At 34.9% G+C, this 26668-nt stretch carries 22 protein-coding genes and 1 tRNA gene; 8 read left to right on the top strand and 15 right to left on the bottom strand.

The window, feature by feature from the left end; genetic code table 11:
- The first annotated feature begins 260 nt into the window (after positions 1-260).
- A complete protein-coding gene (locus QWY92_RS09680; protein WP_290270716.1) occupies positions 261-1724 on the top strand; it encodes an aminoacyl-histidine dipeptidase in 1464 nt (487 codons plus the stop codon).
- Between the two features lie 140 nt (positions 1725-1864).
- Here QWY92_RS09680 and QWY92_RS09675 read toward each other — a convergent pair whose 3' ends face one another.
- From QWY92_RS09675 to QWY92_RS09635, 9 genes are all read right to left on the bottom strand, one after another.
- Positions 1865-2305: a hypothetical protein gene (locus QWY92_RS09675; RefSeq protein WP_290270714.1), complete on the bottom strand. Its 441-nt coding sequence runs from the start codon at positions 2303-2305 to the stop codon at positions 1865-1867.
- 31 nt (positions 2306-2336) lie between these two features.
- Positions 2337-3959 carry an FAD-binding protein gene (locus QWY92_RS09670; RefSeq protein ID WP_290270712.1) on the bottom strand — a complete coding sequence of 541 codons (1623 nt, stop codon included), beginning with the start codon at positions 3957-3959 and terminating at the stop codon, positions 2337-2339.
- Between the two features lie 4 nt (positions 3960-3963).
- On the bottom strand, positions 3964-4314 hold the full coding sequence (locus QWY92_RS09665; RefSeq protein WP_290270710.1) for a hypothetical protein: 351 nt from the start codon (positions 4312-4314) through the stop codon (positions 3964-3966).
- 29 nt (positions 4315-4343) lie between these two features.
- Entirely contained in the window at positions 4344-9728 is a 5385-nt protein-coding gene (locus tag QWY92_RS09660) for a DUF7379 domain-containing protein (protein WP_290270708.1), read from the bottom strand.
- 392 nt (positions 9729-10120) lie between these two features.
- Positions 10121-10351, bottom strand: coding sequence for a membrane protein insertion efficiency factor YidD (gene yidD / locus QWY92_RS09655; RefSeq protein ID WP_290270706.1), 231 nt, complete (start codon positions 10349-10351; stop codon positions 10121-10123).
- 39 nt (positions 10352-10390) lie between these two features.
- A complete protein-coding gene (gene cysS, locus QWY92_RS09650; RefSeq protein ID WP_290270704.1) occupies positions 10391-11872 on the bottom strand; it encodes a cysteine--tRNA ligase in 1482 nt (493 codons plus the stop codon).
- A 158-nt stretch (positions 11873-12030) separates the two neighbouring features.
- Positions 12031-12708, bottom strand: coding sequence for a GTP cyclohydrolase I FolE (gene folE, locus QWY92_RS09645; RefSeq protein WP_290270702.1), 678 nt, complete (start codon positions 12706-12708; stop codon positions 12031-12033).
- 186 nt (positions 12709-12894) lie between these two features.
- A complete protein-coding gene (locus QWY92_RS09640) occupies positions 12895-14421 on the bottom strand; it encodes an OmpP1/FadL family transporter (RefSeq protein WP_290270700.1) in 1527 nt (508 codons plus the stop codon).
- Positions 14422-14453: 32 nt separating this feature from the next.
- The gene (locus QWY92_RS09635) at positions 14454-15572 is read right to left on the bottom strand and encodes a hypothetical protein (RefSeq protein WP_290270698.1); all 1119 of its coding nucleotides are present in this window, start codon (positions 15570-15572) and stop codon (positions 14454-14456) included.
- Between the two features lie 129 nt (positions 15573-15701).
- Between QWY92_RS09635 and proS the strand changes: the two genes are divergently transcribed.
- The 4 genes from proS to QWY92_RS09615 all read left to right on the top strand — a co-directional run bounded on the left by proS (position 15702) and on the right by QWY92_RS09615 (position 18205).
- Positions 15702-17180 carry a proline--tRNA ligase gene (proS, locus tag QWY92_RS09630; protein ID WP_290270696.1) on the top strand — a complete coding sequence of 493 codons (1479 nt, stop codon included), beginning with the start codon at positions 15702-15704 and terminating at the stop codon, positions 17178-17180.
- Positions 17181-17341: 161 nt separating this feature from the next.
- A tRNA-Glu gene (locus tag QWY92_RS09625) sits at positions 17342-17413 on the top strand.
- Between the two features lie 27 nt (positions 17414-17440).
- Entirely contained in the window at positions 17441-17692 is a 252-nt protein-coding gene (gene rpsT / locus QWY92_RS09620) for a 30S ribosomal protein S20 (protein ID WP_290270694.1), read from the top strand.
- Positions 17693-17842: 150 nt separating this feature from the next.
- On the top strand, positions 17843-18205 hold the full coding sequence (locus QWY92_RS09615; RefSeq protein ID WP_290270692.1) for a hypothetical protein: 363 nt from the start codon (positions 17843-17845) through the stop codon (positions 18203-18205).
- A 152-nt stretch (positions 18206-18357) separates the two neighbouring features.
- On the opposite strand, the gene QWY92_RS09610 is transcribed toward QWY92_RS09615, so the two are convergent.
- From QWY92_RS09610 to rho, 5 genes are all read right to left on the bottom strand, one after another.
- Positions 18358-18771 (bottom strand): hypothetical protein, encoded by a 414-nt coding sequence (locus tag QWY92_RS09610; RefSeq protein ID WP_290270690.1) that lies wholly within the window; start codon positions 18769-18771, stop codon positions 18358-18360.
- Complete coding sequence (locus QWY92_RS09605; RefSeq protein WP_290270688.1) at positions 18758-19345, bottom strand: exosortase/archaeosortase family protein; 588 nt, start codon at positions 19343-19345, stop codon at positions 18758-18760. The genes QWY92_RS09610 and QWY92_RS09605 overlap by 14 nt, the downstream gene beginning before the upstream one ends.
- A gap of 308 nt (positions 19346-19653) precedes the next feature.
- A complete protein-coding gene (locus QWY92_RS09600) occupies positions 19654-19947 on the bottom strand; it encodes a PID-CTERM protein-sorting domain-containing protein (protein WP_290270686.1) in 294 nt (97 codons plus the stop codon).
- 363 nt (positions 19948-20310) lie between these two features.
- Positions 20311-20688: a PID-CTERM protein-sorting domain-containing protein gene (locus tag QWY92_RS09595; protein WP_290270684.1), complete on the bottom strand. Its 378-nt coding sequence runs from the start codon at positions 20686-20688 to the stop codon at positions 20311-20313.
- Positions 20689-21143: 455 nt separating this feature from the next.
- A complete protein-coding gene (gene rho, locus QWY92_RS09590; protein ID WP_290270682.1) occupies positions 21144-22832 on the bottom strand; it encodes a transcription termination factor Rho in 1689 nt (562 codons plus the stop codon).
- Between the two features lie 197 nt (positions 22833-23029).
- Between rho and QWY92_RS09585 the strand changes: the two genes are divergently transcribed.
- Complete coding sequence (locus QWY92_RS09585) at positions 23030-23440, top strand: DUF4293 domain-containing protein (protein ID WP_290270680.1); 411 nt, start codon at positions 23030-23032, stop codon at positions 23438-23440.
- Between the two features lie 72 nt (positions 23441-23512).
- On the opposite strand, the gene QWY92_RS09580 is transcribed toward QWY92_RS09585, so the two are convergent.
- On the bottom strand, positions 23513-24019 hold the full coding sequence (locus QWY92_RS09580; RefSeq protein WP_290268280.1) for a metallophosphoesterase family protein: 507 nt from the start codon (positions 24017-24019) through the stop codon (positions 23513-23515).
- Between the two features lie 92 nt (positions 24020-24111).
- Between QWY92_RS09580 and truA the strand changes: the two genes are divergently transcribed.
- Both truA and QWY92_RS09570 read left to right on the top strand, forming a co-directional pair.
- The gene (gene truA / locus QWY92_RS09575) at positions 24112-24855 is read left to right on the top strand and encodes a tRNA pseudouridine(38-40) synthase TruA (RefSeq protein WP_290268278.1); all 744 of its coding nucleotides are present in this window, start codon (positions 24112-24114) and stop codon (positions 24853-24855) included.
- Positions 24856-26625: an ABC transporter ATP-binding protein gene (locus QWY92_RS09570; protein ID WP_290268276.1), complete on the top strand. Its 1770-nt coding sequence runs from the start codon at positions 24856-24858 to the stop codon at positions 26623-26625.
- Positions 26626-26668: the final 43 nt, after the last annotated feature.

Raw genomic sequence — 26668 nt, 5'->3', positions numbered from 1 at the left:
TTTCTTGTTTTTAAGCATAAATCAAAAATAATAAAAATTAGCACCTAGAGGCTATTTCTTGTCCATAAAGGTTTCTTCCTGCTTTCCGTTATATCTTTTTTTTATTACACTTATATCTTTTTAAATTAAAGTTAATCTTAAAATGTTCACTTAGACTTTTAACAAATTATAGGCATTCAAAAAAAAGGATACCACATCAATCAGGAGTAGCTACCAATATCTGTGTATTTTTGCTAACTTTGCATTAAAATGTAAACAAAATGAGCTCAGAAATAAGAAATTTAGAACCTAAACAGCTTTGGAATAAATTTGCCGACTTAAATGCTGTACCACGACCTTCAAAAAAAGAAGAACGTGTTATTGCTTTTATGAAAGACTTTGGTGCAAAACTTGGTTTTGAAACTATAGAAGACGAAGTAGGTAACGTTATCATCAAAAAACCAGCTACTGCAGGCATGGAAAATAGAACTACTGTTGTGATGCAATCGCATTTAGATATGGTTCACCAAAAAAATAACGACACCGAATTCGATTTCGATACGCAAGGTATTCAAATGTATGTCGATGGTGATTGGGTTCGTGCAAAAGGAACCACTTTAGGTGCCGATAATGGTTTAGGCGTTGCCACGATTATGGCGCTTTTAGAAAGTACCGATATTCCACATCCGGCTATAGAAGCTTTATTCACTATAGATGAAGAAACGGGAATGACGGGAGCTAAAGGCTTAAAAGGCGGCTTGCTTTCTGGTGGTATTCTATTAAATTTAGATACCGAAGAAGATGACGAAATTGGCGTAGGTTGTGCCGGAGGAATCGATGTTACTGCAACACGTACTTACGAGCAAGAAGAAACTCCAGAATTTAAAATAGGTTATAAAATTACTGTAAAAGGATTGCAAGGTGGGCATTCGGGAATGCAAATTCACGAAGGTTTAGGTAATGCTAATAAAATAATGAACCGTGTATTATTCGATGGTTTTGAAAATTTCGGTTTACGAATTTCAGAAATTGATGGCGGAAGTTTACGTAATGCTATTCCAAGAGAAAGTAACGCCATTGTTGCTATTGATGCCATTCACGAAGAAGCTTTTCTTTTAGAAACAAAACAACAAACCGAGACGCTACAAGCCGAATTAAAAACGATGGAACCAAATTTAGAGATTGTAATTTCTAAAATAGACACTCCTGAAAAAATCATGGATTTAGGTGTTCAAGAAGGTTTAACTCGAGCTATTTATGCGGCTTGTAATGGGGTTTACCGTATGAGTGCTGATATTCCGGACTTGGTAGAAACATCAAATAACTTGGCACGTGTTATTGTAAAAGACGGCCATGTTAAAATTGGATGTTTAACACGTTCTTCTGTGGAAAGTTCTAAATGGGATTTAGCAAACATGTTGCGTTCTACTTTTGAGCTTACAGGTTGCGAGGTTGCATGTACTGGTGATTATCCTGGTTGGGCTCCAAATATGGATTCGGCTATTTTAAAAGTTTTAGATAGAATTTACCAAGAATTACATAACGAAAAAGCACACGTAGCAGCATGTCACGCTGGTTTAGAATGTGGTATTTTAGGAACAAACTATCCAGAGATGGATATGATTAGTTTTGGACCAACCATTAAAGGTGCACACTCTCCTGATGAACGTGCTCAAATTTCTTCAGCTCAAAAATACTGGGAATTTGTATTACAGATTTTAAAAGAGATTCCGGTGAAAGCATAGGTTGACATTTTAATTGTTACTACATAGATTACGAATCCCGTTTCCAATAAAAAAATATTTTATTTTGTTCGAAACGGGATTTTTTTTAAAATATTTATTCAGAATATCGCACCCTTAGCAAGGGCCACTTCAAATAAAGCTTATTTTACTTTATTTAATACAGGACTCATTTTTAATATTTTTACATCTTTTAAATCATCAGATTGCGTTTTTAGAGCTTTACTGGCTTTAAATAGGGTGCTTAATTGAGCGTTATATTTCAGTACATTGTCACTTGCTTTTGGACATTCGGCTAAATCGTTTTTCAGTTTAGAACTCAACTTGTCTAATTCTTGTATTTGATCTTGTTGGGTGTTAATTTGAGTGGATAAACTGGCAATTTGAACTTCAAACTGATGTATGGAGTCTTTCAATTTAATGGCCTGTTCTTTGTTTGTTTTTATTTCAATACCAAATACATTAATGTGTTCCGCACCAGTTAATAAGTCTCCTATTTGTGGTTTAAATAGAAAAATAGATATAGCAGCTAGTACTGCCCAAATTAATGTCTTATACGGAAAACGGGTTTGTTCATTAGTCATAATTATTATATTTTAATAAGGTTAAGCATGATTATAATGATGCGATTAATTCTTCGTCAGTAGGGAAATCATTGTCTTGGTTGATGTCTTTTTCTGCTAAACCTGTGTTTGCTAAAAAATCGTTCGAAAATAATTTCGCCATATTTTCAGATAATAAAGCATGCCGGTGTTGTTTCCAGGTTTTAACAGCATTTTCACCATACATATGATTGACTAAACCTGGAAAAGCCCAATCGCTCGCTTTGCCCCAGTGGATGGTAAAGGGAATATTATTAGCTTTTAAAACTTCAATGATACGTTTGGAATATTCATTTAAACTCATTATTTTTTTAGTTTTCTTCCATAATACGCCATCAATTTCGAGCATACAGGTTATAGGGAATTTTGTAAAACCCAAAGTTGCTTTTGTTTGTTTTACAAAGCGCATTGCGAAAATACCAGGAATAGGGCCTTCGTTATTGGTTAAATCGGCAAGTACTTTTAAGGCTTTTGCCGAATCGGTATGGTTTACGCCTACGGAACAAGCAAAAGCAGGACCTTGATAAGGGGCGTCCCAAAATATTTCTGGTAAAGTACCAGTTAGAGTGTCGTCTACGGTAGGTAAAATAGATTTGCGCAAGCGTTTTACGAGCCACGGAATACTTTTTGGGAAATTCTCGGCCATTTTTGTGAAGAGGTAAATTAAATCGCGATAAAGCGATTGTTTTATTATTGGGAAAGGATCGGCATAATTGGGGTGGTATGGTTTTTTATACATCAATTCCACTACGTATTTAGGCTCTTTGCTGTACTGGTTTATAAACACTTTATAATGATAAGGTGTGTTTCCTGAACCATCGGCGGAGGTTTCTTCAGGGATTTTAAATGCTGAATTTTTAAAATCTAAGGTTTCTGCAAGTTCTAAGGCTAAATCTTTATCAATCTTTTTGACGTAACGTTTTAAAAGGAAACGCGGTTCGGCTTCGATTACTATGCCATGGATAAACCCGAAAGCACCTAAACCGACAAGCGCTGCGTTAAATAAACCGTCATTTCTAATGATTCGAGCATTTATTTTTTCCGCGAAAGCGTTATTTAAAGCGGGTTGTGTATGGCGCTCCAAATACACAATATCCTCCGGGTTTGGGCCAATAATTAAATTTAAACCCACAACATAATCTTGAACAGCACCTACATTTAATGCCGAGCCATGAACGCCAGTAGAAATACAGCCAGCAATGGTTTGCCCGTTACTAGCACCTGTTGTTTTTAACGACTTTCCGTGAGCGGATAATACTTCGGATACGCGTTTGATGGTAGTGCCACATTCAAATAAAAATAAATTCGACGCATCGAAACTGGTGTGCGTATGGCAATTTTTGGGTTCTATGGGCATATGAATATTCATAAAACCATTGTAATGCATACGGTCTTTATGGCTGGCTATATGATTCATAGACCAAGCCGATCCGTAGGCTCTAAAACCTTGATTGGCTTCGTGAGTTTCTTTTATTAGTCGCTGAATTTCTTTTGCTGCATCGTTATATCGATCCAATTTATCAGGCATATTTCCGTCGCCTTCCAATTCGGTAATGTAAAGGGTTTTTAAAGGGAATGGTCCGTTGTTATGTAGGGTGTCCCATTCATTTAGTGCATGTGTTTTTGTTGTTGCCATAGTTTTAGTTTGAAGGTTTCATGCAGACATATTTAATTTTCATTTTACGCTTTCTTCCGAAAGTAACGAGGCTTAACATGGAGCCTCCAAAAGTGTTTTTGAATTCTACCGTATGCAGTTTTCCTGATTTGCAAGCGTCGGTTTTCTTTATTAAATAAGTGAAATCTTTAGAAACGACATCTATTTTTATAACTTCGGAGACTTCTTCCACAGCCATCATTCTATAATAATCTGTTCTGGTTGAAAGCGGGTCTGGTTGGTAAGCGCCTTCCGTACTTCGCAAGCGTACAGAGTAACAGGAGGTTAAAATGAAACTTAAACTGATAAGTATGACGGTTTTTATTGGAGTTTTCATAGGTTTTAGCTTTAGGTGTTTAAACCGATTTAATATTTTTCAAGTTCACTTTTAATATAGGTTAGACTTTTCTTTATTTTAGAATCTTTAATGTTATCGATAAAGAATTCTATTTGTAAAATCTCAATTTTAATATAACGCGGACTGTATATTTGATGGAAGATTTGACGATACCATTTTAAAATATTTTGCTCTTGTTTGTTAATGTTTTTTGGGTTGATTAACATTAGAGCATAACTGATTTCTGTCATACCAATAAGTACGGAAATATCTAAGTCAGATTTATCATAATCGTCTAATTCTTCATAAAATTCATTCAGATGTTTTTCTAAATTAGTCACTTTTGTAAAAGCTGGATTTTCATTAAATCGTGATAATAGAGATTTATCATCACCTAAAAGTTCAAGGAAATACCCTATGTAAATCATGTTCGACAGTGCATCAAGATACTGTCCATTATGTTTGTCTTTAGAAATAATTAAGGCATCTTGATAAGAGTTGTAAGCCATTTTAAACTTGTCAATTTTGTCTTTAGTATTAAAGTGACGTGCTGAGAGTTTGTATGCATTTCCTATAATATTTAATCGGCTTGGGTTTTTTCCAGCAAGGGTTAAAAGTTTTATTTCGTTTAAATAAGCAGAAATAGTTTGTTTTTTTGTCATGCCGTCTTCTGGCTTAACGTCTTTCCCTAAGCGATGAGAAAGTACTAAACAATACTGTTCTAACGCTTTTATAGAATAGTTGCCTTTGTCGAATTCGAATAAGTCTTGATATTTTAAATAGGCTACATCAGACATGTCTAATTCATCATAAATCATAGCTTCTTTTTCTAAGGTGACAGCGTCTAACAAGTTACATGATTGCGCTTGATCTATATATTTATCGAGTTTTCGTTGTGCCGAAGCGCTATCCTCTTTTTTGTCTCGAATGGCAATAAATAGATTGTCTAAATCAGTGTGAACCTGAGATGATACTACATATTCCTCTTTAAAGCGACTGGATTTCGAACGGTTTTTAAACATATAAAATTGATTACCGTAACATTGATAAGCGCCCCAAGTATTAGAGCTCGGGTATTTCTGGAAACAGGCTAAGCGTGCTTGTTTTACAGCCGATCCAAAATCATAACCTTGAAACATTTTTCCGTAGAATGTTTCAGCAAAAACTTTGGCAGCACCATCATTTACAGCCCAACCCGAAATAATGATGGCTTTTACACCCATCTCTATAAGCTGTGTACCAATATTGGCAGCTAAGCGGTATCTGTTTTTGCTATAAGCCTCGTCTTGGGCGTTCAAAGTACCCGAGTAACAGCAGTTTATAAATACAAATTCGGGGACATAGCCTAATTGATTTATCATAGCTGGGTCGATACAAATACCGTTTCCTATGGCAATACCAACATTGCAATTTTCAGGATCGTAAATACCATGACCAGCAAAATGCATGATTTTATAATGCTTGCTGAATAATTCCATCATAATGTTTTTTGCTGATGAATTTATTAGAGAATTGACTTGATAGGCCGATTTTTTTAGCGTGTTCGCCACCCATTCCGCTTCAATTTTAGCCGCCGGTAATTGTGGTAAATTGTTTTGATTATAAATAGGATCACCAACTACGAAAGCTTCTATATTATTTAAAGAAACTTGATTGAACCTTACGGAATCGTTTGTAACCAATTGCCTAATAAAACTAGAAGTTACCGATGTTGGTGTGTCGCTGGTTTTACTATCGTGCAAAAGTTCCCACGGAATTTGTGCGGCATGTTTATCGAGTTTTAAAACGAGGTTGTTTTGGTTTCTAAACGTGTTTTTGAAATCGTTTGGAACCAACATTTCGAAAAGTGATTTTGATAATCGGCTATCCCATGAAGAACTTGTAGACATTTCCTTTAGTAAATGGTTGATTTTGTGTAAACCAATACCTACCATTTCTTCTTCTACACGTGCTAAACCACTAGATTGATAATATTTGAATCCTGAAATACCATCGTCTGTTTCACAAACTAAAGCATCGTCTTTAACGCTATCAATATGTAGGTTTACCCAACGTTCGTATTCATTATGACGGAAAATATTTCTTTTTTTGGCACCCGTTCGTTTTGTAATGCCTTTTTGTAACCTAAATGCGATGCGAGCGTCATTTTTATTTTGCAATCTGGATAAGCTAAAATAGGCTTGACTCGCAATAGATTCGTAATAATTTACAATTTCAATATCTTTTAAGCATTGTAAACCTTCTTGGGTGTCTTTAATGTGTTTGTTAGCTTCAGCAATACCTAAGAGCAACCCGTTAATAGATTCTTCAATGGGTAAACGGCCGTAGCCAATGCCCATTAAAACAAACGACATGCCTTTGGCGTACTTTTTGGCACGTGGTAATGTGTAGTTATCTCTCATGAACATAGCGTATTTTAGTACGGCTTGTTTCACCGATTGTGAGAGTAAAAATGACGTTAACGTATCTGGGCTACCTAAGCCACAAACAACAGCGCCTCTGGGTTGGGTGTTTAGGTTGAAAAACACTTCGCTTTCGCCCACTTTTCCGGGGTAATACCCAATACTCATACGTTGCGATAAGCGATTATTTAGGTAACCGTCGAGTGCTTTTTCTGAACTTAAAATAAGATCCATAAAAAAGTGTCCCACCATAACAGGGTAGGAGGCAACCTTTAAATCGCCATGAATTATTTTAATGTTGAAGGATTCTGTTTCGGTTTTAATTTTTGTTTTAACATCGAAAATGGCGTTAATAACAGCATTAGCATCGGAAATAGGCTCTGAAGATTCGTAAACTTCAGAAATAATTTCTTCCCCTCGTGTGCTTGGTCTTTGAGAACTTAAGGCGTTGGTGCTTCCTGTTGATAAAATATCGGAAATGCCTTGGAAAATATAATCTTCGTTAGCTAAATCGGCATGTGTGGTATGTGTATAATAAAGGTTATTACTATTTAATAATTGTTTTGGGATACCCGTAGCCCAAGTTACACTGCCATCACCATGTGAAGTGGCTTTGTAAACTAGTTTTTTGGTTTGGGATAAAAAACGATCTTTTAATTCGTAATCGAAAACAGTTTTGTCAGATTGGCCACAGATATAATAGATATTATTAAAATCAGAATCAGTTAAATTATCTAAAAACGAAGAAATTTTCTTTTTATAATCGTTAAATGAATTTAGCATCTCTAGGTCTGTAGCTCTGTGCCTTTTATCTTTATCCAGTAGTTTAGGGTCTGAAGTTGGAATTGGCATGTGTTTTAAATTGGCTTGATCGTCTAGTGCTTGCCAAAATTTTTCATCCCAAAAATGACGATTGCTTTCTTTTTCAATAGGCATTAATTCAAAAATTCCGGGATACTTCCAAAACACCTTTAAAAGGTCGCTTCGGTCGTTTTTAAAATCGAGAGCAGCTAATTGTTTTACACGTTTGCTATGCCCTGTAAGGACTTCCATAACGAGGTATGAGCCTAACCAAGGTGTACCCAACATAATGAATTTATTCGATTGATTCTGTTTGAATAAAGCCCAGGTGTCGGCATGGTTGATCATACATTGTCGCGCCATTACACCACCCATAGAGTGTGCTATAATATGAAGTTTTACTTTGTGGTTTTTGGTAATGTCTTCAATTTCATTTTTTAAAGTTTCGGCAGCTTCTGTTAGAGATTTTCTCCAATCAAATTCCAAGGTTATTACATCGTATTGTTCTAGTAAATGGTTAACAAAATCGTTGTAATATTTTATAATAACACCGCTAGCTTCAACATTTTTAGCATTTATATTTAGGTTGTTTGGAATACCGCCTTGATTTAATTCGCGCATGTTAACCCACTGGCTTTCGTTATTTTGAGATAGGGAAGACCCCATAATGCCGGGTATAAAAATAACAACGTCTCTGGTGATTATTTCTGGACGAACACTGATGCCTCCCATGGAAAGCCTATCTAATAAAATACCACGATTAGCATCGCTATATGTTTCTTTGGTAAAGAGTTCTGCAGGAATCTCTTTACTAGCTTGGAAGGCTTGTAAAATAGCAAGTCTAGATTCTTTATCTGAAAAGTAATTAAAATGATTTGTTCCGCTGCCTTGCGATAAATATTTGTAAATACCATCTTGACGAATAACACCATGAGACATGCGGCGGGTATCTACCACCAAATCGTTGGCTTCGAGGTAAAATAAATTAGCAAGTATCACTTTTAAGGAGTCGAAAGAGACGCCTCCAACTTCGGAATCGCCCGAAATATTATAAAGTTCACTCACTACAGAGGTGTCTGATATATTGAGCATTTTTTGAAAAAGCGATTCAGGCATCATACTATTTAATCCCGGTAAAACTTCAGGATTTTCCTTTTGGCTCACAAGATCAAGTAGAAATGCTTTTACGGTATGGTAAAGCGGATTTGTAACACCAAATGCCAAAGAAACCGCATTGAGCATAAGATTAAAATAGTGATCCATTCTACGAGATAAAATAGTGGTGCCACTAGAGGGAGCCGCAACTCGAATAACTCTATTTATCGTTATTTTTTTTCGTTTAGCTTCTTTTGTTATGGCTTCCATAAGTTCGCGGTTGCCTTGTTCTTCTTTGCCTTTCAGAATTTCAATTTCTTGTGCACTAAAACCTGTAACCGTATTTCGATAATCACATTTAGCTAAAATATCGGCAATTAATCCGCCTCGGGAATGACTTAAAATATCGATAGTAATCGTGTTTGGACAGGCTTTTAAAAAATCTAAGGCATTTTGTAACGGACTTACCGAAAGCGTAAAATGTTCCAAAGCAATAATTTGATTTCCATAAATATTATGGATAGATTTCCACGTGTCATTATCATTATTTAAAGCACTAAAGGCGTCTAAAGTTGTGGATATTGTACCGTGTAACAATAATAAAAATGGTATCTTAGTATCTTCTTTTGGGATTTTATAACTCGATTTTTTGAAATTAGAATCGATTTGATACAGACCAGAATGAGGTTGTATTTTATTGTCGTAGGATTCAGCCAAAGCTGTCATGGCTATTTCTTCAACTTGTTTTGAAGGTGTAAACACGCTAAATACTTTTACTAAAGCACGTTTTATGTAACCACGACTCGAATCTTCGTTTGAAATTTGGGTATCAAAAACATAGTCATTACTATTTGTAGATCGCTGATGGAGTGTTTTTTTATCGTAAATAGCTTGTACATCGGCAGGGTGTCCAATCCATTCGGTTTGATCGTTAAATTCAATAGCGACAAGATCTTCATCATCTAAGTCAATGGTGTTAATATTGTTGTTAGAGCGGGTTTCCGATACTTCAATGTACGATTTTAGTTTGTACTTTTTGTTCAGCGTATTTGGCATCACAAAGTTTACCAATTCTACGTCTTGAGCAACACCGACAATTTTAGCTTTTTTTGTCATCTTCTTTAGTAATAGCGTTAGTTGAAAACTGAAAATTAGAAATGGATTATGCCGTTGGAAAAATCGAGTAGAACTAGCTTAATCTATTTGATGTAATTTTTAGTTTTGTTTATCGTTTGATGATATTTTAAATCCATCTAGAAGCTCGAATTAATCTCACGATTAAAAAGAAATCTATAAGGTATTATCTACCGAATTAGAGTAGATAAAACGAACTTTTGCTATTAAAAAGAAAATAGGAGAGACTCCAAAAATGAAATATGTTTTTGGAAGTGAAATAAAAATACATAAAAAACATCTAACTGTCAAATAGTTAGACGGTTATTTGTGTCAATTTATTTTAAGTTAAAAAAGAGGAATAGGTTTTTTTGGTAAATAAAAGAATTGTGACATTAATCTTTATCAGGAACGGGATCATAGCCAGAACCACCCCAGGGATGACAACTAAAAATACGTTTTATAGCTAACCAACCGCCTTTGAGTAGGCCGTGTTTTTCTAAGGCTTCTTTTGTGTAGTGTGAGCAGGTGGGATGAAACCTACAGGTTGCAGGGGTTAATGGCGATATCAATTTTTGATATACCTTGATTATGAATAGAAAGGGCGCTATGAAAATTTGTTTCATAAGTTGCTTGAATGTCCTCGCGCTTACGAAGATTTATGTTTACGACACGCTAAAAGTTGTGCCGTCTTTGCCATCTTTAAGTTGAATACCGACAACAGCTAATTCGTCACGAATTTTATCAGAAAGGGCGAAATCTTTATTCGCTCTAGCATCTTGTCTTAATTTTATTAAAACACTAACGGCTGCTGATAATTTATCGGTTCCAGAGTCATTTTTTGCTGTGTTTTGAAGTCCTAAAACATCAAAAACAAAACTATTTATGGTGTCTTTTAACGTGCTTAAATCTTCCGAAGAAAGTGTTGCAGTACCTTCTTTTATTTGATTAATATATTTAACGGCTTCAAATAAATTGGCAATTAAAATTGGAGAGTTAAAGTCGTCGTTCATGGCATCATAACAAGATGTTTTCCATGCGTTGATGTCTATGGTTGAGGTTTCAGACGCTTTTAAATCATCTAAAATATTAACAGCATCCATTAAGCGATAAAAACCTTTTTCACTAGCTAATAAACCGGCATCGGTTAAATCTAAAACACTTCGGTAAGACGATTGTGCAATAAAAAAGCGAATAACACTTGGTGCGTATGCTTTACTAAAAAACTTGTTATTTCCTGATAGTAATTCATCAGGATTTACGGTGTTTCCTGTAGATTTAGACATGCGTTGCCCGTTTAATTCCAACATATTGGCGTGCATCCAATAATTTACGGGAGACTTACCTTTGGCCGCTTCATTTTGTGCAATTTCACATTCGTGATGTGGGAATTTCAAATCCATTCCACCACCATGAATATCAAATTGTTCGCCTAAATATTTAGTACTCATCGCTGTACATTCGAGGTGCCATCCAGGAAAACCATCGCTCCAAGGTGAAGGCCAACGCATAATATGCTGCGGTTCAGCTTTTTTCCAAAGGGCAAAATCTTGCGGGTTTTTCTTATCGCTTTGTCCTTCGAGCTCGCGGGTGTTGTGTATTAAATCTTCTAACTTACGTTTACTTAATATGCCGTATTCATGAGATTCATTAAATTTATGAACATCGAAATATACTGATCCGTTAACTTCATAAGCAAATCCATTTTCAATAATGGTAGAAATCAATTCTATTTGCTCAATAATGTGTCCGGTTGCGGTAGGTTCTATACTTGGCGGTAAAAAGTTAAAAGTGTTTAGTATATTATGAAAATCTACAGTGTAGCGTTGTACTACTTCCATAGGTTCTATTTGCTCTAAACGAGCTTTTTTTGTGATTTTATCTTCACCAGCATCGGCATCATTTTCTAGATGTCCGGCATCGGTAATATTTCTAACATACCGTACTTTGTAGCCTAAATGCTTCAAATAACGAAACACCATATCGAAAGACATAAAGGTTCTAACATTTCCTAAATGTACATTGCTGTAAACCGTTGGTCCACAAACATACATGCCAACATAACCTGTTTCAATAGGCGTGAAGGTTTCTTTTTTTCCCGAAAGGGAATTGTACACTTTTATAGGATTATGCTCGAAAAGTTGCATGTGTTGCTGGTATTAGTTTGAAATACGATTGTTGTTAATTTGTTGATTTAAGCTGTTTACGATTCGTTTTTCTGAAGGTTTAAATTTGAAACAAGACTGTAATTATATATAGTCTGTAGCTTTTTATCTAAATAAAAAACGTAACGTATCATGTTTACTTAAAACTTCGTGTCTAATTTAATATAATCTAGAAACTCTCTACGCGTCGCTTCTTCTTTAAATTTTCCACCAAATTCTGAGGTTACGGTACTGCTTTCAATATCGCGAATACCTCTTGAATTTACGCATAAATGTTTGGCATCAATTACACAAGCAACATCTTGAGTGTTTAATACTTCTTGAAGTTCTTTAACAACTTGAATGGTTAAACGTTCTTGTACTTGTGGGCGTTTTGCGAAATAATCTACAACACGATTCATTTTAGATAAACCAACAACGGTACCGTTAGAAATGTAGGCAATATGGGCGCGACCCACGATTGGTAAAAGGTGGTGTTCGCAAGTTGAATATACCGTAATGTTTTTTTCAACAAGCATTTCGCCATATTTATATTTATTGTCGAATGTAGACGCTTTTGGTTTTTTCTTAGGATCTAAACCACCAAAAATTTCGTTTACAAACATTTTTGCTACACGATTTGGAGTGCCTTTTAAACTATCATCGGTTAAATCTAAACCTAAAGTTTCCATGATATGGCGCACATCATCTTTAATAATGTCAATTTTTTCTGAATCAGAAAGTTTAAAGGCATCATTTCTCAGCGGTGTGTTCGATGAGGTTCCAATGTGGTCTTCGCCTAAAGCATCGTATTCTTCTATAGTGTTATCCATTTTCATTGCGGAAAAATCTTAATTTTAAGTCTGCAAAGATAAGTAATTCCGTTTTGTTATGTTTTATCTTAACAAACAATTGTTATAAGTGTTTTGGTCTGTTTTAAATGAGAAATATTACAGTTGGTCACAAAAAAAAAACTTGAATGGTTTAATATTCAAGTTTTTTTATGTTTTATAGAGTGTAAGTGCTTAAATATTAAAATTAAGCGATAACGTTATATTTGAGTTTACTTGATCGATATCGACAGTGTCTAACAAACCTACATTATAAAGTGGTGTTTGGTATGAACGTTTGGCTTGATCGAAAGTAAGATCTAGTTTTGTGTTGCCAAAATTGTAACCTAAACCAAGTGAAAACCCGTTTAAATCGCCCACGGTTACGCCATCGGTATAAGGGCTTTCTTCAAAGCGGTAACCACCTCTAAAGCTAATTTGTTTTACTTTATACTCGCCACCTAATCTATAAGTTGAAGCAGAAGTAAGTACATTGTCTATACCATTATTTAAATCTGTATAATCGGCTTCTGGTTTAAAGGTTGTGTTTCCGTAGTTTTTATTAGAGTAATCGAAACTAATTAAACCGCGTGTTCCAATAATATAAGCTAAACTTCCGGTGTATTTTGCAGGTGTTTGCAGTTTGTATTCTGGATAAATGTTAACAATTTGTGGGTTTATAGGATCTACATTTTCGTCATATAACTTGTCTGTATTTAATCTTTGAGTTGTTTCTTCTTCAATAGTGTACCAAGTAGGAGAGTCGTATGCTAAACCAAGTCTTAATTGCGATGTTATTTTATAAATAGCACCAAGTTGTAAAGAAAAACCTCGACCTGTTGTTGCTAGGGTATTGCCAAAATCAATAGATGTAACTACGCCTCCGTTAGTGTTGTTTTCAAGTAATAATGTTTCTCGTTGATAATCTATAAAATGGGAATTCAAATTAATACCTAGATATAATTTATCTTCGTATTGGGTGGCGAAATTAAATGTTATTTTACCATTGTAGCCTGTTGCTAAATAACTGTAGCGATGCGTAAAATTGCCTGAGTTTACATTGGCGTTATATAATGTGTTACCATCATCAGATTCGTCAACAGCATCTAAAATATAAGATTCATATCCTAAAAAAGCTTGTTGGTGTGCAAATCCGTAGATGCTTCCAATGTCAGAATAGGCTTCTCTTATTGATTCGTCTGGAAATGCTGAAATTTGATCTAATCTTTTGCCATCTGCATAATCGTAAAAATAACTTGCTATGGAATTACTGAAATTTCCATCATCATTTGTATTTAAACCTTCCGCATACCAACTGTTATTATGGTTTTTTGTTTTATCATAAGCTATTGCTAAGGTAAACTTTCTCCAAGGTGAATTTCTGTTGTTATTTCCGAAGACAAAAGCAGCACCAAATTGATTTAAATCGAACTGTGAGTCGTTTGTTTTTTCAGTGTTACCAAAGTAATCTGTAGTATTGTTTTTATCTTCACTAGATAAAGAAAAGGAAATATGGCTTTGGCTAAATACTGCCGAACCTGCAGGGTTTATACTTACCGCACTCATGTCGCCACCTAAGGCCCCAAAAGCACCGCTTAAAGCTCTAAAGCGAGCGGTTCCTTGAATTTCATCTTGAGAATATCGTAAGGCATCGCTAATATCTTGGGCGAATAGATTAGACATAGAAAGTAACCCTATGGCTAGTAGATTTAACTTTTTCATAAATAATATTATTTTTTCTTTTTTAGAATAGATTAACGACGTCTTCCGCCACTAGATGAACTTGAACCAGAACTTCTGCTGCTGCTTGATGATCTTGAAGCAGACGAACTACTAGAACTGCTTGATGATCTAGAAACTGAGCTGCTACTAGATGAACTACTGCTTGGCGTATAAGTAGAAGATGATCTATTATATGTTGGCGACGAACTTCTAGAGTAAGTAGATGGTTTTGCTGTTGTACTAGTACGGCGTGTTGATGTTGACGTTGATCTCGTTGTTGAATTTGTAGAAGGAGTTCTAGTTGTGTAAGTCGTTCTTCTAGCTGTACTTGTGGTTGGGCTTGTTGTCGATCTGCTAGAAGTGCTTCTGCTTACTGTACTTCCGTTAACAGTAGAGGCCGATGTTGAGCTACGTCTAGTAGTGGTGTTGTATTTTGAAGCTGTTCCACGAGAAGTCGCGCTGCTCGTACGATTTGTACTTGTAGTTGGTGCTGCATTTCTACGACTGTTTACACTGTTGTAACTATTTCTTCTACTAGCGTTGTAGGCTACATTGTTTCTGTTATAGTAATTTCCGTAATAGCCTCCGTTTCCGTAGTACCTGTTATACCCCCAGTTGTTGTAATAACCGTAGCGGTTGTAGCCTCCGTAAAAAATATTGTTATATCCACCATAGTGGTATGGGTTATAATAGCCCCAGTTATTAAAACTATTCCATCCCCAATTGTTATATCGGTTCCATTCCCAACTGTTGTATCCCCATGAATTCCATCCGTAGTTATTCCAACCGTTGTCTATATAATTAATAGTTACACTTTGGGTGTCCTGTCCCCAACCTGCATAACCTTGGTATGTATTATCTGTTGTAATGATATCGTCTTCAGAATAATTATCACTTTCGTAACTATCTATATCTGTGAAAATTTCGCTATTAGCAATAATTTGTTCTGTTGCTAAAGATCCATTTTTGAAATAGTTTTCATAATATGTGCTATTGGCATTATCTGAAGATATAATAACGTTGTCTCCACGATTATTATCAATAGTTATCGTTTGTTCGCCATAAATACCATCATTGTCAACACCTACGTATTGATATGAGCCACAAGATGACAAGCCTAACAGTAAACCTAGTAAGGCTATGTTGGGCATTTTTTGTTTTAAGTAGCTATTTAATCGCATATCTGTATAATTTTATTGTTGGACATTGCAAAAATAGTTAGTTTTGCTGAACTATTTTTATATTTAACATAATCACAATTTTTGTGCCAAACCACCGATATGAGCAAAAAACTTACAAGTAGAGCAGAAGATTATTCTAAATGGTATAATGAACTTGTTGTTAAGGCCGACTTAGCAGAAAATTCAGCCGTTAGAGGATGCATGGTAATTAAGCCATATGGTTATGCTATATGGGAAAAAATGCAAGCGCAATTAGATAAAATGTTTAAAGAAACAGGGCATCAAAACGCGTATTTCCCACTTTTTGTACCGAAAAGTTTATTTGAAGCTGAAGAAAAAAATGCAGAAGGTTTCGCTAAAGAGTGTGCTATTGTAACACATTATAGATTGCAGAACGATCCTGATAGACCAGGAAAGTTACGTGTAGATCCAGAAGCAAAGTTAGAAGAAGAGCTTATAGTTAGGCCAACTTCCGAAGCTATTATATGGAATACCTTTCGTGGTTGGGTACAATCGTACCGCGATTTACCATTATTAATAAACCAATGGGCCAATGTGGTGCGTTGGGAAATGCGTACGCGTTTATTTTTACGTACTGCGGAATTTTTATGGCAAGAAGGGCATACCGCTCACGAAACGAAAGCAGAAGCTCTAACAGAAGCAGCTTTAATGAATAACGTATACGCTACATTTGCCGAAGAGTTTATGGCTATACCCGTTGTTCAAGGTTTAAAAACCGAAAGCGAACGTTTTGCTGGCGCTGATGAAACGTATTGTATTGAAGCATTAATGCAAGACGGAAAAGCATTACAAGCAGGGACATCTCACTTTTTAGGTCAGAATTTCGCTAAAGCTTTCGATGTTAAGTTTGCTAATAAAGAAGGTAAGCAAGATTATGTTTGGGCCACCTCATGGGGGGTGTCAACCCGATTAATGGGGGCTTTAATTATGACACATAGTGATGATCTAGGATTGGTTTTACCTCCAAGTCTGGCTCCAAACCAAGTTGTTATTGTTCCTATATATAAGACAGATGAAGATTTAAATGCGATAACCGAAGTAGCAAATACTATAATGAGCGATTTACGTGGTAAACATGTAACGGTTAAGTTTGATAATAGAACCACGCACAGACCAGGCGCAAAATTCGCACAACATGAATTGCAAGGAGTTCCTTTACGTGTCGCGATAGGGGCAAGAGACCTCGCAAATGGCACTGTTGAAATTGCCAGAAGAGATACTTTAACAAAAGAAGTGGTTCCTTTAAGCGATTTAACAACCATTATTGAAGGTTTATTAAAAGAAATTCAAGACGGATTATTTAAAAAAGCTTTAGATTTTAGAGATTCTCACATCACAGAAGTAGATTCTTTTGAAGAATTTAAAAATATTTTAGAAAATAAAACAGGATTTATTTCAGCGCATTGGGATGGTACAGCAGAGACTGAAGATAAGATAAAAGAGATCACAAAAGCAACGATTAGGTGTATTCCATTGGAAATGAATAAGGAAGCGGGCGTTTGTGTTTATTCAGGGAAACCATCGGAAGGGCGTGTACTATTTGCAAAAGCATATTAATTAAAAAAAAATAAAAAAAACTTTAAAAAGTGCTTGCGACATTTAAAGTAAGTTGTATATTTGCACCCGCAACGGAAACGTTGTTCGTTATTTGAAGAAATAAAAAAAAAGATTTGCAAGTTAAAAATAAAGTTTTTATATTTGCACTCTGAAAAAATAATGGCCCGTTCGTCTATCGGCTAGGACGCATGGTTTTCATCCATGTAAGAGGGGTTCGATTCCCCTACGGGCTACAATTAAAAAAATAAGAAAGAAACAAAATGGCAAATCATAAGTCAGCATTAAAAAGAATTAGAAGTAACGAAGCAAAGCGTTTAACTAACAAATATCAGCATAAGACAACTCGTAATGCTATCAAGAAATTACGTGAGTCAACTGATAAACAAGAAGCTGAAACATTATTTCCTTCAGTAGTATCTATGTTAGATAGATTAGCTAAGAAAAACGTTATTCACGCTAACAAAGCGGCCAACCTTAAATCAGGTTTAGCAAAATTTGTTGCTGCACTTTAATATTGATTTAAAGTTTTATGATATCAAAAGCTTCTCAGAAATGAGAAGCTTTTTTTTTGAATTTTTTTAACGCTCTTATAGTGTGAAAAGTAATTTAAAAATCTAAATTTGCATTTAGAATAAGTTAATAACCATATAATATTATCTCCGTTGGAAAATCAAAAAGCAAATAAATTAGTCGATAAAATTCTTGAGAACCTGGATAAAACAGGTATTAATAAAGATACGTTAGTCGACGATATTAAGGAATTAAGAACTTATGCGTTAGATGAAAAAATACCGCTAGTAGTAAAGGTGCTTAGATTAGCTTATGAGCATTTAGAAGCGAATAGCACGTTTCTAATTCCTATTCTTGATGATGAACCTTTAGATGAAGAACAAGAGGCAGGAGAGAACGATTTAGACACACCAGTTGAAAGTTTAAAATATTTAATCGCGCTAACTAAAAACTTAAACAACAAAGGTAATATAGCCGATTTAAGAGAGTATAAAGATTTATTGATGAGATACTAGTTCATTTAATAGTTAACTCTTATTATCATAAGAAAAAAGCCTTGACATATATATGTCAAGGCTTTTTTTAGTTAGTATCGAATGTAGTTTTCAAAAACCTAGGTGCTATTTTTGAATTCTTTAAATATTAAAAAGAATGTATTTCGAAATTTTTATGTTTTTGGTTGTTCTTGTTTGTTGAATGTTTTATTTAGTAAACCCATTGCAAAATATAAAACAGGAGAAATAAGCATTTCTTGAATGCCTCCAGCAAAATGGCGAGCATTTAAGGATATATCATGTATGAACCAATCGTATAATCCCATAACACCTATAATAAATAAGCCAGAGACGTGTACAAAGTGCCACAAGGAAGACATCCAGGTGTCTTTTAGTTTTCCTAAGTGAAAAGTACCTACAAAGTATACAGCAACAGTGGTAGCAAACGTAATGATGTGTTTAACCTTTGAAGGAATATTTACGGTGTTCTTGTTCTCGGCAAAATAGATGTAGTACCAAGTGTAAATTACGATAATTAAAAGAAGTCCAACAATGAATCGGACTTTATCAGATTTATACAGCGTCATTTTTTAATTGAATTTTACGGGCGAAATATCCCCAAATGATTAATGTGGCCGTATATACAATAGCCTTGAATAGGTAATGGTGAGCAAATTCGAAATATATTTCGAAATATTCAATTAAATAAATAAGGCCCACACATCTTAAAATATTAATGGCATCGAGTAATAGAATACCTAAAACGATATATTTTGTTTTTCTCCAGAAGGATGAAGGCATACAGATAATAAACCCCATATAAAGCACAAAAATTTCAAGGCCATTACAAGCATTAGCAATATTTAAGGATATGATATCATTATGATAAATAGCCGATATTTCGTGAATGGTTTTTCCGCCTTCGAAAATAAAACTAGTGTTCTCTCTTTTCGTAGTAAAGCCACTCATATCTCCTAAGTTATTTAACAGAGCAGCAGAAGCCTCGGCAACATGTGTTGTTAACGGGTGATCCAAGTACTGAGAATCATACATAAAACCAGAGTAAACAACTTTCCATATCACAAAAATCAAAAAAGCCTTTCCTAGAAAGAGTCTTATGGGCCGTGGGATATCTTTTTTTAAAGATTTAAGATCTATCATATTTTTTAAGTAGGGTTAATTAAAAAGGGGATGTACTAATTTTAACAGATTTGTTATTATTTCTAATTATCAAAAATAAGCACTATTTAAGTATTTAAACTGCTAATAGTTTATTTTTCGATAAAATATAGTTTAACATCTATTAGATGTTTGACTCAATTTATGATGAACAAATAAGGTTGATGGTTGGTGGTGTTCCTTTTTAAAAAAAAATTAATTAAACTATACACCTTTAATTTTATAAAATGAAAAAAAGGCTTTTCCGAAGAAAAACCTTTTTTGATATAATCTCTTAAAGTAAATTAAGATTATGCTTTCTTGTTTCCACGTAATTTTTTAACTCCAAAAGCAGCAGCTCCTAGAACTAAGAAACCAAGACCTCCGTCTAATGGTACAGATGGAGTAGGAGTTGGATCTCCTCCACCATTACCAGGCTTACATTTTCCGTAGTGGCTGTGTTTGTGGCATTTTCCGCAATTTTTTGGTTTTGAAGGTCTGTCGTAGCCTCCTCCTCCTACAGCGTTTGCATTAGTTGAGAAACCTAAAGCAAATACAATAGCAAGTGCACTGATACCGTTAACCATTTTTGTTTTTGTAATCATAATTTTTAATTTTTTTTTAAATTAATTTATAGTATAAAAGCAGGTCAAAAATACTAAGTTTTTTAGCTTAATAAATCAAATTATTTCAATTTTCGATAAAACAAGAGATAATGCCTGTGAAGTATTAGGTTGGGTGTTAGATATGTAGGAATAGTAGTTTGTTAATCTTCTATAGGTTGTAATTAAGAAGTAAAATTTCAAGTATTGCAATAATCTGTAATGAAGTAAGGATGTCGTTTTTATAAGCGAGGACATGGTATTGTAGTATTCATAAACTTTTATTAAAAGAAGCTATTTAGTAAAATGCAAAAAGGCTTTTCCGAAGAAAAGCCTTTTTGTTATGAAATAATCTCTTAAAATATATTAAGATTTTGCTTTCTTGTCTCCACGTAATTTTTTAACTCCAAAAGCAGCAGCTCCTAGCATTAAGAAACCAAGTCCACCATCTAATGGTACAGAAGGAGTAGAACCTCCACCGCCATTACAGTTTCCTTTGTGAGGTCTGTGACATTTTTTACAGTTACTTGTGTTGTGCTTAATTTTACAGTTTTTAGCACCACAGATTTTACATTTTACCCAACTGAATATAATGTCATACCAGTTACCTGTTAATGCAACAGAAGTAAAGTGTGTTGAAGCAAGTGCAACAGTTGTTGGAGCTTCTACAGAACTAACTGCTGTAGTAGCATTCATGTTAGTTGAGAAAGTTAAAGCAAATACAATCGCAAGAGCACTGATCATATTTACAAATTTTTGTTTTGTGTTCTTCATCGTTTTCAGATTTTAAAGTTAATTAATAGCTTAATAGCATATCAAAAATAGCAAGTATTTTCTTATTTTAACTTAAATCATTTTTGTTTTCGACAAAACATGAAATATAACCTGTTAAGTGTTAGCGTTAAATTATGAACGGCAAAAAAATCAGTTTTTCAGTCTTGATAGCGATGGAGTTAGCGACTTTATAGGAGTGGTTTTCAATGTGTTTATAGTGGGATTTATGGTGTGAATTAGATTTGGTTTTAGGGCTTTTATCTATCTAAGTCTGCGTTAGCGATTGTAGTGGTTAGCTTTTGGCGAGGCGCGCATCGAGCCAAAACTAGTAACGTAAAGCGCGACCCTTGGGTAACGCCCAAATAGGCATAAAAAAAAGCCTTAACTTTTACATTAAGGCTTCTATAATTATTGGTGTTTAAATTTTATCCATTCATGGAAATCAGGAATTCTTCGTTGTTTCTGGTTTGTTTGAAACGTTCGTTTATAAATTCCATGGCTTCTACGGGGTTCATATCTGCAAGGTATTTACGCATTACCCACATACGTTGTATGGTGTTGGCGTCGAGTAAAATATCGTCGCGACGTGTGCTTGATGAGGTTAAATCGATAGCAGGGAAAATTCTACGATTCGATATTTTTCTATCTAATTGTAGCTCCATATTACCGGTTCCTTTAAATTCTTCGAAAATTACTTCGTCCATTTTAGATCCTGTTTCGGTAAGTGCTGTAGCTATAATGGTAAGCGAACCGCCATTTTCTATGTTACGAGCTGCTCCAAAGAAACGTTTTGGTTTGTGCAAGGCGTTAGCATCTACACCACCACTTAGTATTTTACCTGAAGCGGGTTGTACACTATTGTAAGCACGTGCTAAACGTGTGATAGAGTCTAAAAGAATGACAACATCGTGGCCGCATTCTACTAAGCGTTTTGCTTTTTCGAGAACGATATTGGCAATTTTTACGTGCTCGTGAGCTTCTTTATCAAAAGTGGAAGCAATTACTTCGCCGCGTACATTACGTTGCATATCGGTAACCTCTTCAGGGCGTTCATCAATTAATAAAATCATTTGATAAACTTCTGGATGGTTTGCAGCAATAGCATTCGCAACATCCTTTAACAACATGGTTTTACCTGTTTTTGGCTGTGATACAATCATACCACGTTGCCCTTTTCCGATAGGTGCAAATAAATCCATAATTCGAGTAGAAATCGTACTTTGACGACCAGCTAAATTGAATTTTTCCTGAGGAAATAATGGTGTTAAGTGTTCGAAAGATACACGGTCTCTAACCACATTAGGGTCTTGACCATTAATTTTACTCACTTTTATCAAAGGGAAATATTTTTCGCCTTCTTTAGGTGGACGTACATGTCCCAATACGGTATCTCCAACTTTTAATCCGAATAATCGAATTTGAGATTGTGATACATATATATCATCGGGAGAGGATAAATAATTATAATCAGACGAGCGTAAAAAACCGTAACCGTCTTGCATAATGTCTAAAACACCTTCACTTTCAATAATAGCATCAAATTCAAAATCTGGCTCACGATAGCGATTTCTACTATCTTTATTACCGTTATTACCAGCATGGGTATTCCCATTTTTCTGGTTTTTGTTTTGTTTATTATTTTGCTCTCTTTTTTGTTGAGGCCTTGGTTGGTTATCGTTTTTTCTATCGTTTTGCGGACGTGGTCTAGGTTTCGGCTTCGGGGTATTTTCCGTTTTAGTTTCTACCTTTTTGTCAGCTTGCGGTGCTTTTTGTGCCTTTGGAGCTTCTGCTTTAACTTCCTCAACAGGCTTAGCTTCAATAGGAGCTTCGGCTTGTACTGGTGTATTCGCAGGTTTATTAGGTGTATTTGGAGCAGGTTTTTGAACGCGCTGTCTCGGTTTTCTTGGTTTCGGTTTATCTGCAGCGGCGCTTTCTGCTGGTTTGGCTGGTTCTACCACAGCATCAACAGCTTTAGGGTCGGCAGCTTGCGTATCTAATATTTGGTAAACTAAATCTAATTTCTTTAGAGAGCGGTACTTCGGAACGTTTAGTTTTTTAGCAATCTCCTGTAAGTCAGTGAGTTTTTTTTCTTTTAATTGTGAAATTTCAAACATCGATGTTTATTGAATTTTATATATTGAATATAAATCTTGAGTCTTTTGAAAAAAATGAATTTTTATTCGGAAGAATAACAACCTGTTTTTGCGGTTGTTGAGAATTAATACTGCAATTATACAACTTTATTTTAATTTTTTAACGTATTTTTTTAAAAGAACTGTTATTTTTGCGATCTAGTTATTTAGAAAAAGTTATGTTACAACGCATTCAAACAGTTTATTTATTATTAGCCGCAGGGGTTTCTGCAGGCTTAACTTTTGTGGTTCCTGTATGGATAACAAATGCGGGTGTTACTGTTTTTGCTATGGATAATATATTATATATCGGCTTGTTTTTAGGTTCGGCTTTATTATCTTTGATTTCTATTTTTATGTTTAAAAACCGGAAGCTTCAATTTGTTTTGGGGCGACTTAATATCATATTAAACTTTATTTTACTAGGATTTTTCGTGTATCAATCGCTAAATGTATCTGGAGAGACGGCGGTTTCTGAGAAAGGTATTGGGATGCTTCTCCCTCTTGTTTCTATCGTGTTGTTGGCATTTGCCAATAAGGCCATCAAGAAGGATGAAGAACTTGTAAAATCTGTTGATCGATTACGATAAACCTAACATCTTAGTACTATTAGTGCGTAAAACTCCGAAGTGAAAACTTTCGGAGTTTTTTTATTTTTGGAATTAAACTTTCGGGTGTCTGTCTGGAAATTCAATAACTTCTAAATTATCTATCTTTTTTCCTTCAATAGTGAAGCGCAGCATGGTTCGAACCTTATGAAAGCCATGTTTTCCTACAGCACCAGGATTCATATGAATAAGATTTAGCTTCTTATCGGGCATAACTTTAAGTATATGAGAATGTCCTGAAATAAAAATACGTGGTGGGTTTTTCTTGATTTCTTCAACGACTCTAATATTATATTTTGGAGGATAACCACCAATATGGGTAATCCAAACATCCACATCTTCGCACATAAAACGATTGTGTTCAGGAAATTCACCTCGGGCTTTAGCATCATCAATATTGCCATATACCCCTCGTAAAGGTTTTAGTTTTTTTATGGCGTCGGTTACTTTTAAGTCGCCAATATCACCAGCATGCCATACTTCATCGGCTTGTTTTACATGTTTTAAAATGGCATCGTCTATATAACTATGGGTGTCTGAAAGGAGTAATATTTTGGTCATTAAAATCTTTTAATATATAATTAAGATTAGGGCTTTCGCAAGCACGGCAAAACTAGCTATATTTGTTGTTTCAACAAAAGTATTAAAACAAATTGCGATATTTTATAGAACTCTCTTATAATGGTAGTGCCTATCACGGGTGGCAAATTCAGCCCGATGCTATTTCTGTTCAAGAAGTTTTAGAAAAAGCATTGTCTACTTTGCTCAGAACACCTATTTCAATAATGGGGGCAGGTCGTACAGATACTGGTGTGCATGCTAAACAAATGTTTGCTCATTTTGATTTTGAGGCTACTTTAAATGATCCGAATTTTGTGTTTAAGCTCAATTCGTTTTTACCAAAAGATGTCGCCGTGCAAGCTATTTTTCAAGTGAAAGATGATGTACATGCGCGTTTTCATGCCATAAGCCGTACTTATTTGTATCGAGTTTCGTTACAAAAAGATGTTTTTAATAACGAGAGCGCTTATTACGTAAAACATAGTTTGGATGTGGATAAAATGAAAGCAGCTGCTAAAATTCTATTTGAATACAACGATTTTCAATGTTTTTCAAAAAGTAAAACAGAAGTAAAAACTTTTTTATGTACTATAATGAAAGCCGATTGGCAGCTTGTTGAAAACGAACTTCAGTTCACCATTAAGGCCGACCGTTTTTTGCGAAACATGGTCCGCGCCATTGTTGGCACCATAATAAATATTGGTTTAGGGAAAATTCCCGTAGACCAATTACATCATATTATTAAGTCTAAAAATAGGAGCGAAGCTGGCTTTTCAGTTCCTGCACATGGCTTATATTTAATAAACGTAGAATATCCTCAAGATATAATAATATAAATGAGCAAACCGAAAGAAAATATTTTTGATATCACCCTTTTTAAAAGGTTGTTTACATATATAAAACCGTATAATTTCGTTTTTATAAGCTTACTAGTTATGGTGGTGTTGTTGGCGGCCTTTAGTGCGGCAACGCCTTATTTAACTAAATATGCCATTGATAATAGTATTGCTGTTAATAAGGTTGACGATTTCCTGTTTTACGTGATTATTATGTTTGTAGTACTCATACTTCAAACCGTGTTTCAACTTGGCTTTATTTATTATGCAGCTTGGTTGGGGCAAAATTTAGTAAAAGATGTGCGTACTAAACTATTCAATCATTTACTGAGTTTTAAAATGAAGTATTACGATAGTTCTTCCGTAGGTGTCCTCATTACTCGAGCGGTGACTGATATGGAACGAATTGCAGATATTTTCGGACAAGGATTATTCATGATTGTTAAAGATTTACTTACCATGATTGTTGTTTTTGCCGTAATGGTATATATTAATGCGAAATTAAGCCTCATGGTTTTTATTATGCTTCCTTTGTTAATATACGCCACTCGAATTTTTCAAAAAGTAATGAAAAAGGCTTTTGAAGAAGTGCGTACCGAGGTGTCTAATTTAAATTCCTTTGTGCAAGAACGCTTAACAGGAATGAAGATTTTACAACTTTTTACTCGAGAAGATACCGAGTTAAGAAAATTTAAAGCCATTAACGAACGCCATAAAAAGGGGTGGTTAAAAACCGTTTGGTATAACTCCATTTTCTTTCCATTGCCCGATTTGTCAGCATCTATCGCTACAGGACTAGTGGCTTGGTATGGTGGTTTACACGTGGTTTTAAAAGGTACCGATGTTTCACAAGGCGATTTAATTGCTTTCATCATGTTTATCCCGATGTTGTTTAGACCCTTGCGTCAAATTGCAGATAAATTCAATACTTTACAAATGGGTATGGTCGCAGCAAACCGTGTATTTAAAGTGTTAGATACCACATCACAAATAGACGACCATGGCACACATATAGCAGAAAATTTTAAAGGCAATATTAAGTTTGATACCGTGTTTTTTAATTATGTTGAAGATGAAGCCGTACTAAAAGGTATTTCTTTTGATGTAAAAGCGGGAGAAACCGTTGCTATCGTTGGTGCAACTGGAGCAGGGAAATCGACCATTATTAATTTATTGAATCGTTTTTACGAAATTAAAGAAGGTATTATTGCTGTTGATGATGTCAATATAAAGGATGTTACTTTACAATCTTTAAGAAGTCAAATAGCGGTAGTTTTACAAGATGTTTTTTTGTTTGCCGATACTATTCTTAATAATATTACACTTAATAATCCAGAAATAACAGAAGCCGAAGTTATAGAATCTGCAAAAGCTATTGGTATTCACGATTTTATTATGAGTCTTCCAAACGGCTATCATTACAATGTGAAGGAACGTGGTGTGATGCTTTCATCTGGTCAACGTCAACTTATTTCATTTTTACGTGCTTATGTTACAAACCCAAGTATTTTGGTTTTAGATGAAGCCACGTCGTCAGTCGATTCTTATTCGGAGCAACTTATTCAAAATGCTACCGATAAAATCACAAAGGGTAGAACCTCAATTGTTATCGCACATCGTTTGGCAACCATTAAAAAGGCCGATAAAATTATTGTTATGGATGCTGGCGAAATTGTAGAACAAGGCACGCATAATGAGCTACTTCAAAAAGAAAATGGCTATTATAGAAACTTATACGAAGTGCAGTTTTTAAAGCAAGATGTTGCTTAGAGTTTTGTTAGGTTGCCTTGTAATTTGAAAAATATAGAACAGG

It is taken from the genome of Algibacter miyuki, assembly GCF_030409805.1.
Classification (GTDB): domain Bacteria; phylum Bacteroidota; class Bacteroidia; order Flavobacteriales; family Flavobacteriaceae; genus Algibacter; species Algibacter miyuki.
This window is presented reverse-complemented; position numbering and strand designations above follow the sequence as displayed.